The sequence below is a fragment of the Cedecea sp. P7760 genome (genome assembly GCF_013386425.1).
In the GTDB taxonomy this organism is placed as follows: domain Bacteria; phylum Pseudomonadota; class Gammaproteobacteria; order Enterobacterales; family Enterobacteriaceae; genus Cedecea; species Cedecea selenatireducens.
Map to the genome: position 1 here is coordinate 1 of NZ_JACARU010000087.1, position 8,420 is coordinate 8,420.

Below are 8,420 nucleotides of genomic sequence, written 5' to 3' on the forward strand. Positions count from 1 at the left end.
AAGGGCGTGGCTGTGAGACTTGCAGCGACTGTGACGCTCTGTGTAGCGGCGAGTTTGAAGCGAGGCTCGGTTCCGGCTTAAATCGCCTCCGTTTTCTCTCCGACTGGCCAGGGTCCGGCCGTCGGGAACGGCCGGAGGCTGAGAGCGTCGGGAACGCATCTCAGCCGACCCAGGACTGGGAGATAAAACGGAGGTCTACCGCTTGCGGCGATTTATTTGGCCGGGAGTCCGGGGTCTCGGGGAAGTGACGGTGACTTCCCCGAGTCGTTCACAAGTTCTGTGGTGACATGTGAAGCAGGGCTGGAAGTGAACGGAACTTGAGCCACTCCCTCATAGAACCTATTTGTGACTAAGAGACAACACCAATCCCCCGAGAAATCTCACCAAAAGAAGCCAAACTCACCAGAACTTACTACAGTTACTGGGGGGTCTCCCGTACGGCATCAGGTGACAACATGGCGCTTTATTCCATCGGAGAAGTGGCTGCACTGTGCAATATCAATCCGGTAACCCTTCGGGCCTGGCAGCGGCGTTATGGGCTGCTAAAACCTAAACGCAGTGACGGCGGACACCGGTTGTTTGATAGCGCAGACATCGCGCGCATTCGCGAGATCCAAACCTGGATTGAGCAAGGCGTACAGGTCAGCAAAGTCAAGGCGCTGCTCAGTGGTGAAAACCGTGAAAAAGAACATGCCTGGGGCGAGCGCCAGGAGACGCTGCTGCGTCATTTGCAAAGCGGCAACCCGAACCTGCTGCGGGCGTGGATTGCCGACATCGGGCGCATCTACCCGGCGCAAACGCTCGTTCACCACCTCTATCTTCCCCTTCGCCGCCGCCTTTACGGGCAGCAGATTGCGCTGTGTGCGTTGCTTAGCCTGCTGGATGGCGCCCTGATTAATTACATTGCCACGTGCATTGCCACCTCGCGCAAGCAAAATGGTAAGGATGCTTTAGTGGTGGGCTGGAACGTGCAGGACACTACGCGACTATGGATGGCGGCGTGGATTGCCAGCCAGCAGGGCTGGCGGGTGGACGTGCTCGCCAACTCGCTGAGCAACCTGAAACCGGAGATTTTCGACCGGCAGACGCTGCTGGTGTGGTGCGGCGACTGCCCCGGAGAACGGCAGATAGATCAGATTGAATCGTGGCGCAGCGCAGGACTGCCGGTGTTTGCGCTGGGCAACATTGAACGCAGGCAGCCCGCCGACTGAAAGGGCGACAAGAGGGAAAATCAGGCTTTTTCCCTCTTCGTCACAATCAAAGGTTCATTAACAACCCCGCTTCCCTTTATAATCGCTTCGTTAACAAACGGAGCAACGGATGAAACTGTCAAAAATTGCCCTTGTGGGCGGAATGCTTGTCATGGCGGTCGGCGGTATCGGCGGCGTGATGCTGGTTGGCTATATCGTTATTTTGCATGGCGCGTAATGTAGCCTTCCAGGCGCTCAAACAGGCGGTCGGTGACAATTGCCGCCAGCGCCACCAGCACGGCACCCTGAATCACGTAGGCGGTATTAAAGCCGCTGAGCCCGATAATAATCGGTGACCCGAGCGTGTTGGCTCCCACGGTGGAGGCAATCGTCGCGGTGCCGATATTAATGATAACCGACGTTCTTATGCCCGCCAGAATCACCGGCGCGGCGAGCGGCAGCTCCACCTTTCTCAGCATTTGCCAACGGCTCATCCCGACCCCGAGCGCAATTTCACGTGCGGATTCTGGCACCGCGCCGATGCCCGCCAGCGTGCCCTGTAAAATCGGCAATAGGCCGTAGATAACCAGCGCGATAATCGCCGGCTCTTGCCCAAAACCCATCACCGGTACCGCCACGGCAAGGACGGCAACCGGCGGGAAGGTTTGCCCGGCGGCGGTGATCGTCTCCACCAGCGAACGGAATTCTTCCCCCGCCGGACGAGTCACCAGGATCCCCAACCCGACGCCAATCACCACCGCAACCAGGCTAGAAATACCCACTAACGTCAGGTGCGCCAGCGCCAGAGAGGTGAAACTGTCCTGCTGATACATCGGCCTGGTCAGCTGCGGGAACAGCCAGCTAAACAGCCCGCTGGTGTAAGGCAGCAGCACCAACAGCGCGATAAAAAGCGCGATAAGCCACAGCAGAGGGTCACGCAGCAGGCGCATTTTCCCTCCTCACTAAATCGCTAAAGTGCAGCACGCCGCAGGGCTGATTTTGCTCATTCACCACCGGCAGCTGCTGGCACTGGCGGTCGATGAACAGCGACAGGGCTTCACGCAGCGTCATGTCCGCCCGAATAGGTTCTCCGTCCAGGCGCTCATCGGCACGAATACTGTCCGCCACGTGGCGCAGCGACAGCAGCCTGACGCCCAGTTCGCTGCGGCCGAAGAAGTCGCGCACAAAATCGTTAGCCGGGTTGGTCAGCAGTTCCAGCGGCGTCCCCTGCTGAATCACTTTGCCGCCGTCCATCAGCACGATGTTATCGGCAAGCGTCAGCGCCTCGTCAATGTCGTGGGTTACCAGCACGATAGTACGCCCCAGCAGCTGATGAATACGGATCATCTCCTGCTGTAGCGTCGCGCGGGTGACCGGGTCAAGCGCGCCAAAAGGCTCATCCATCAGCAGCACTTCCGGGTCGGCCGCCAGCGCACGAGCCACGCCCACACGCTGCTGCTGCCCGCCGGAAAGCTGGTGCGGATAACGGTCGCGGAACTGCGTCGCGTCCAGGCCCAGCAATTCCAGCAGTTCGTCAATACGTTCGGCTACCCTCGCCTTCGGCCACTTCAGCAGCTCCGGTACCGTGGCGATATTCTGTGCCACCGTCCAGTGAGGAAACAGGCCGATAGACTGGATGGCATAGCCCATGCGGCGGCGAAGCGCCTTCGGGTCAAAGCGGCGAATTTCTTCTCCGGCAAAGCGGATAAGCCCTTCGTCGTGCTCCACCAGCCGGTTGATCATCTTCAGCGTGGTGGACTTGCCTGAACCGGAGGTGCCGATCAGCACGGTGAACTGCCCTTCGCGAATGTTCAGCGTCAAATCACTGACCGCCGCTTCGCCATGGAAGTATTTGCTGACGCGATCGAACTCGATCATTATTTTGCCTCCAGCAGTGAAATAAACAGCTTAAACAGCGCGTCGATAATAACCGCCAGCGCGATGACCGGCATGACGCCAAGCAGAACCAGATCCAGCGCGCTGCTCAGCAGGCCCTGGAAAATAATCGAACCAAACCCGCCCGCGCCAATCAGCGCGGCAATCACCGCCATACCGATCGTCTGCACGCAGACAACCCGCAGGCTGCGCAGCAGCACCGGCAGGGCAAGCGGCACTTCCGCCCGCCAAAAAATTTGGGCGCGAGACATGCCCATCCCCTGCGCGCTTTCCACAATATTACGCGGCACCTGCTGCAGGCCAGCCACTACGCCACGCACCAGCGGCAGCAGCGCATAAAGCACCAGCGCAATCAGCGCGGGCGCTACGCCAATGCCGCTCACGCCGATTTTACCCAGCCATGGCAGCCATGCGGCAAGGCCGGCCAGCGGCGCAATAAGCAGGCCGAACAGCGCCACCGAAGGCACCGTCTGAATCACGTTGAGCAGGGAAAATACGCCGGACTGCCAGGCAGGGCGGTGATAGCAAAGGATCCCCAGCGGGACGCCAATCAGCAACGCAGGCACCAGCGTGCCGACCAGCAGCGCCAGGTGGCGGCTCAGGGCGTCGTCAAAAACATCCTGCCGGTTGACGTACTCTTTCATCAGCGAAAGATCGCTGAAGTAGCCGCTCGCCAGCAGCGCGACGGGCACGATCCAGATTTGCAGGTTAAGCAGCAGCCGCCACAGCGGGCTGGCGGTGAGGCGATTGGCGGCGTCGGCGCACAGCAGCAGGCTCAGCGCTAACATCAGCCACAGGCCGCTGCCGGGCGAAGTGCGGGCCAGCGAGCTGCCCTCAAGCGCTAACTGGCTTGCGGTGTGCCCCATCAGCAGCAGCAGGCCGATAAACAGCACCTCGCCGGTGACAATCGTCGCCAGCAGAGCAAGAGGTCGCCCCGGCGCCAGCGTCAGGCCAGCCAGAATCAGGAGAGGAAGCGCGAGCCAGTAATGAAGCGTGCCGGGAAGCTGGGTGATGCCAAACGGTTCACCGGAAACCAGGCGGTTAGGCGCGTTGTTGATGATCGGGAGTAACATCAAGGCTGCTGCCAGCAGTAACACCAGCAGCAGCAATACCCTGTTATGAATTTTTAGCAAACGTTATTCCAGCGGGCTATTTAACAAAGCCTTTTTGTTTTAAGTAATCAGCGGCCACTTTTTTAGCATCCTGACCTTCCACCGCAATCTTCGCGTTCAGCTGCTGCAGCGTTTTCTGGTCAAGAGAAGTGAACACCGGTTTCAGCCAGTCGGCAATCTGCGGGTATTCTTTCAGCACGGCTTCACGCACCACGGCGGTTGGCGCTGAAACGGCCTGCACGCCTTTCGGGTCGGTAAGGGTTTCCAGGCCTAATGCCGCAACCGGGCCATCGGTGCCGTAGGCCATCGCGGCGTTAACCCCGGAGGTCTGCTGCGCGGCGGCTTTGATGGTTACCGCCGTGTCGCCCCCGGCCAGAGACAGCAGCTGGCTTTGTTCCAGCTTAAAGCCGTAAGCTTTTTCAAAGGCCGGTAGCGCGTCGGAACGTTCGATAAACTCAGCGGAAGCCGCCAGCTTAAAGGTACCGCCTTTTTTCAGGTATTCGCTGAGATCTGCCAGGGACACCAGATGGTTTTTCTCCGCCAGATCCTTACGAACCGCGATGGTGTAAGTATTGTTGGCCGGAGCCGGAGTCAGCCACACCAGGTGGTTTTTGTCGTAGTCGAGCTGCTTAACTTTTTCATAGCCCTTCTGGGCGTCTTTCCAGGCCGGATCGTTTTCAGTTTTAAAGAAGAACGCCCCGTTGCCGGTATATTCAGGATAGATATCCAGCTCGCCGGAGGTTATCGCGCCGCGCACGACCGGGGTGGTGCCAAGCTGAACCTTGTTGATGGTTTTCACATCATGGCTTTCCAGCACCTGCAAAATAATGTTGCCGAGCAGCGAGCCTTCGGTATCAATTTTCGAGCCGACCTTCACCGGATCCGCCGCCTGCGCGCCTGTCGCCAGCATCACTAACCCTGCCAAACCCCAACGTGTTGATAAGTTCATAGTTATTCCTCGTTGTTCTTTACTTAAAAATCATGCAGTAAAGAAAGAATAGCCGAGTTTGAATCAGCTGGGGAAAGCACTAAGCGGTATATGATATGCGAAGTCGTTAGAACAGAAGGATGCCCTGAATTTTCCGGTCTGTCGGCTGCCTGCCCGGCTAAATCCCTACGTTTACTGTCATTTATATTTTTTTTACCCGCCGCTTTTGCTTTTTTACCTTCTTTTTATACGCCAGTGAATATGCTCTTTTCGTCGCCGAGAGGCTCCGATAAAGACCATCATGAACTCACTTATTCATCACTCGCTCGTTAAAAACATTTTTACGCTTTTCGCTTTTCCTCAGGCTACGGCCAGTGAGGAAACCGTGACTCAATCTGCCTCGATAAAGCCCGCGCAGGAGCGAACGAAAGCGTTTGCCGAGGAAGTGCGTCGCTATCTGCAGGCTCATCCGGAGACAAAGCATATTGATATCTACCTCAATGACGTCAACGGCGCTTTTCGCGGTAAACGCATCGCGGTAGACAGCCTGCTGTCGCTCTCGGCCGGCTGCTATTTTCCGCAGTCCGTTTACGCCATGGACCACGAAGGTAAGCCGTTTAGCCAGGCACCGGGTCACGATGAATACGATGAGCCCGACGGGCTTTGCCTGCCGGTGGCCGGGACGTTAAGGCCCTGCGCACACGACCCGCAGCACAACGCGCAGCTGCTGTTAACCATGAAACAGGCCGACGGCAGCGGCTACGCGCTGGAGCCCAGAGTTGTGCTGGCCAACGTCCTGCAGAAGTTTCATTACCACGGGCTGTTCCCGGTGGCGGCGCCGGAAATAGAGTTTTACCTGGTGAGCAAAGCCCAGCAGGAAGCCCCGGCTCAGGGCTGTTTTTATATGCCGGTGCCTTCTGATTACACCGCCTTTATTGAAGCGCTTGAACAGGCCGCGGCTGACCAAAAACTGCCGCTAAGCGGCATCGTCTGCGAAGCCGAAGCCGGGCAGTTTGAGCTGAACCTGAAGCATGCCAAAGACATCATCGGCATTTGTGAGAGCGTGCTGGCGCTGCGCCGCTTAACCAGCATTGTGGCCGATAAATTTGGCTATCAGGCTAATTTCATGGCGAAACCCTTTTCTCACCTGGCCGGGAACGGCCTGCATTTTCATATCAGCCTGAACGACCGCAAAGGCGAGAACGTCTTCGCCTCCCCGGCGGAAGCCCTGAACGAGATGACCCAGCTATGCCTGGCCGGGATGCTACAAACGATGCCCGCCGCGGTGGCCGTTATCGCCCCGCACGTGAACTCCTTCAGAAGGCTACGCAAAAACCTCAACGAGCCGCTGTTCAGCTCATGGGGCTATAACAAACGTAGCGCCGCCCTGCGCATCCCCTGCTCCGACGATAACAACCGCCGCATTGAGTACCGCCTTGCCGGGGCCGACGTTAACCCGTACCTGGCGATGGCCGTCATTCTTACCGGCATGCTTTACGGGCTGGAAAATATCGACAGCGATACCCTGAAAAACTCGGCGCTGTTTGCCCCCGAACTGCCGCTGTTCCAGCACGTGGCAATCGTTGAGTTTCAGCAAAGCCATTACATGACCGAAAGCCTGGGCGAAGCTTTTTCCCGCCAGTGGGTAACCCACAAGCTGTCGGAACTGGCCTGGTTTGAAACGATTGTGACGCAGGAAGAAGCGGCGCTGTCCCGCTAGTGCTTTATTAACCTAAACGCCGACCTGAGGTGGTGTATGTCTCGTCTTATTATGCTGTCTAATCGCTGCGAGCCAGAGCGCGGACAGAGCGGCGATCCTTTCCTGCCGGTGCTCCACTCCATCCTGAAGAAACATTCGGGACTTTGGTTTGGTTGGAACGGCGAGGTGGCAAGCGGTAATAAACACCGTAAAGAGCGTTTTTTCAGCCAGCCCGCCTATCAGCAGTACAGCTGGGCGCTAACGCCGAACGAATATGACAATTTTTACCAGGGCTATATTCACCAGGTGCTGTGGCCGGTTTTTCATAACCGCCCGGATCTGATCCACTATAAAAAAGAGTATTTCACTACCTGGAAAAACTATAACCACGACGTCAAGGCGCGGGTGGCCGCCAAAATTGAGGCCGACGATCTCGTCTGGGTGCAGGACTACCATTTACTGTTTACCGGCAAGATGCTGAAAGAAGACGGGCACGCCAACCGCTGCGGTTTCTTCCTGCATCAGCCCTTCCCGCCTGGCGACGTGCTGCGCTCGGTGCCCGAGCACGACAGCATTATGCAGGCGCTGTTCAGCTACGATTTACTTGGGTTTCAGTCAAGCGGCGACGTGAATAACTTCCTCGCCTATGCGCTGCGATTTTACCGCGTGGAACGGCTGGCGGATAACCTGATTCAGCTCAATGGTCACCCCATCAGGCTTGGCATTTTCCCATGCGGCATTGATAAAACGGTGCCGGCGCTTTCATTAACGAATGCCGAAGCGGTGCGCAACTATCCGCGTCAGATAATCATCAGCAACGACACCGTCAGCGACATCAGCGGCGTGCATTGCCATCTGGCTACTATGGAAACGTTTCTAAGCAGCCACCCTGAGTTCCTGCGCGACGTTAGCCTGCTGCAGATCTCAGACGCTTCCAGAGGCTACTCCTGGTCGGCGCGGGATCTCTGCACCCGGCTGGAACGCCAGTGCGGAGAAATTAACGACCGGTTTGGCGATGCGTCCTGGTATCCCATCAACTACATTCGCAACCAGCTTTGCCACGCTGACCTGATTTACGCCTTCTACCGCAACGCGCACGTGGCGATGTTCACCCCACTTTCGGAGGGGATGAGCCTGCAGGCCAAGACGTTTGTTCTCGCGCAGAATGCCGAAGATCCCGGCGTGCTGATGCTGTCCGCCCTGACGGGGACAGCGGAGCAGTTAACGGACGCGGTGTTGATCAATCCCTACGACGCCAGCGAAGCCAGCCATGCGCTTTATTCCGCCCTGACGATGCCGCTGCACGAACGTAAACGTCGGCATCAGCAGCTGCTGGCAAAAGTGGAGAGGTATGACAGCCAGTGGTGGGCCAGAGCGTTTCTTGATGCGCTAAATGTAGAGCCTGTTCAGGCTTCCCAGACGGTGATCCCGTTCCGCGCTTCTCATCACGGTATTTTCACACCACAGAATTTGTATTAATAGTTTCCGGGTAGGATCAGAGCCACAAATACCCACGATTATTTAAGGGCGCAAGTATTCCGTTCACTTCCAGTCCTGTTTTATATGCAACCCCCGCACCGGTGAACGTCTCGGGG

At 57.4% G+C, this 8,420-nt stretch carries 8 protein-coding genes; 4 read left to right on the forward strand and 4 right to left on the reverse strand.

Annotation, left to right across the window (positions count from 1 at the left end):
- The first annotated feature begins 455 nt into the window (after window positions 1-455).
- A complete protein-coding gene (locus HX778_RS23415; protein ID WP_038474352.1) occupies window positions 456-1,211 on the forward strand; it encodes a MerR family transcriptional regulator in 756 nt (251 codons plus the stop codon).
- Between the two features lie 109 nt (window positions 1,212-1,320).
- Window positions 1,321-1,428: a membrane protein gene (locus HX778_RS25240; RefSeq protein WP_038474355.1), complete on the forward strand. Its 108-nt coding sequence runs from the start codon at window positions 1,321-1,323 to the stop codon at window positions 1,426-1,428.
- On the opposite strand, the gene HX778_RS23420 is transcribed toward HX778_RS25240, so the two are convergent.
- From HX778_RS23420 to HX778_RS23435, 4 genes are read right to left on the reverse strand one after another with little or no spacing between them, the layout of a single operon-like run.
- Complete coding sequence (locus HX778_RS23420) at window positions 1,409-2,140, reverse strand: ABC transporter permease (protein WP_038474358.1); 732 nt, start codon at window positions 2,138-2,140, stop codon at window positions 1,409-1,411. The genes HX778_RS25240 and HX778_RS23420 overlap by 20 nt on opposite strands.
- Window positions 2,124-3,068 carry an ABC transporter ATP-binding protein gene (locus tag HX778_RS23425; RefSeq protein WP_038474361.1) on the reverse strand — a complete coding sequence of 315 codons (945 nt, stop codon included), beginning with the start codon at window positions 3,066-3,068 and terminating at the stop codon, window positions 2,124-2,126. The genes HX778_RS23420 and HX778_RS23425 overlap by 17 nt, the downstream gene beginning before the upstream one ends.
- Entirely contained in the window at window positions 3,068-4,219 is a 1,152-nt protein-coding gene (locus HX778_RS23430; RefSeq protein ID WP_304515779.1) for an ABC transporter permease, read from the reverse strand. Before HX778_RS23430 ends, HX778_RS23425 begins: the two co-directional genes overlap by 1 nt.
- Window positions 4,220-4,235: 16 nt before the next feature.
- Window positions 4,236-5,147 carry an ABC transporter substrate-binding protein gene (locus HX778_RS23435; protein ID WP_126357062.1) on the reverse strand — a complete coding sequence of 304 codons (912 nt, stop codon included), beginning with the start codon at window positions 5,145-5,147 and terminating at the stop codon, window positions 4,236-4,238.
- Window positions 5,148-5,427: 280 nt separating this feature from the next.
- Here HX778_RS23435 and HX778_RS23440 point away from each other — a divergent pair, with 280 nt between their 5' ends.
- Both HX778_RS23440 and HX778_RS23445 read left to right on the forward strand, forming a co-directional pair.
- A complete protein-coding gene (locus tag HX778_RS23440) occupies window positions 5,428-6,846 on the forward strand; it encodes a glutamine synthetase family protein (RefSeq protein ID WP_176983202.1) in 1,419 nt (472 codons plus the stop codon).
- A 36-nt stretch (window positions 6,847-6,882) separates the two neighbouring features.
- Window positions 6,883-8,304 (forward strand): trehalose-6-phosphate synthase, encoded by a 1,422-nt coding sequence (locus HX778_RS23445; RefSeq protein ID WP_176983203.1) that lies wholly within the window; start codon window positions 6,883-6,885, stop codon window positions 8,302-8,304.
- The last annotated feature ends 116 nt before the right edge of the window (window positions 8,305-8,420 follow it).

Bases quoted from the DNA above. Each gene is read 5' to 3' on its own strand.
- HX778_RS23415 (WP_038474352.1), top strand. From the start codon at position 456: ATGGCGCTTTATTCCATCGGAGAAGTGGCTGCACTGTGCAATATCAAT.
- HX778_RS25240 (WP_038474355.1), top strand. From the start codon at position 1,321: ATGAAACTGTCAAAAATTGCCCTTGTGGGCGGAATGCTTGTCATGGCG.
- HX778_RS23420 (WP_038474358.1), bottom strand. From the start codon at position 2,140: ATGCGCCTGCTGCGTGACCCTCTGCTGTGGCTTATCGCGCTTTTTATC.
- HX778_RS23425 (WP_038474361.1), bottom strand. From the start codon at position 3,068: ATGATCGAGTTCGATCGCGTCAGCAAATACTTCCATGGCGAAGCGGCG.
- HX778_RS23435 (WP_126357062.1), bottom strand. From the start codon at position 5,147: ATGAACTTATCAACACGTTGGGGTTTGGCAGGGTTAGTGATGCTGGCG.
- HX778_RS23440 (WP_176983202.1), top strand. From the start codon at position 5,428: ATGAACTCACTTATTCATCACTCGCTCGTTAAAAACATTTTTACGCTT.
- HX778_RS23445 (WP_176983203.1), top strand. From the start codon at position 6,883: ATGTCTCGTCTTATTATGCTGTCTAATCGCTGCGAGCCAGAGCGCGGA.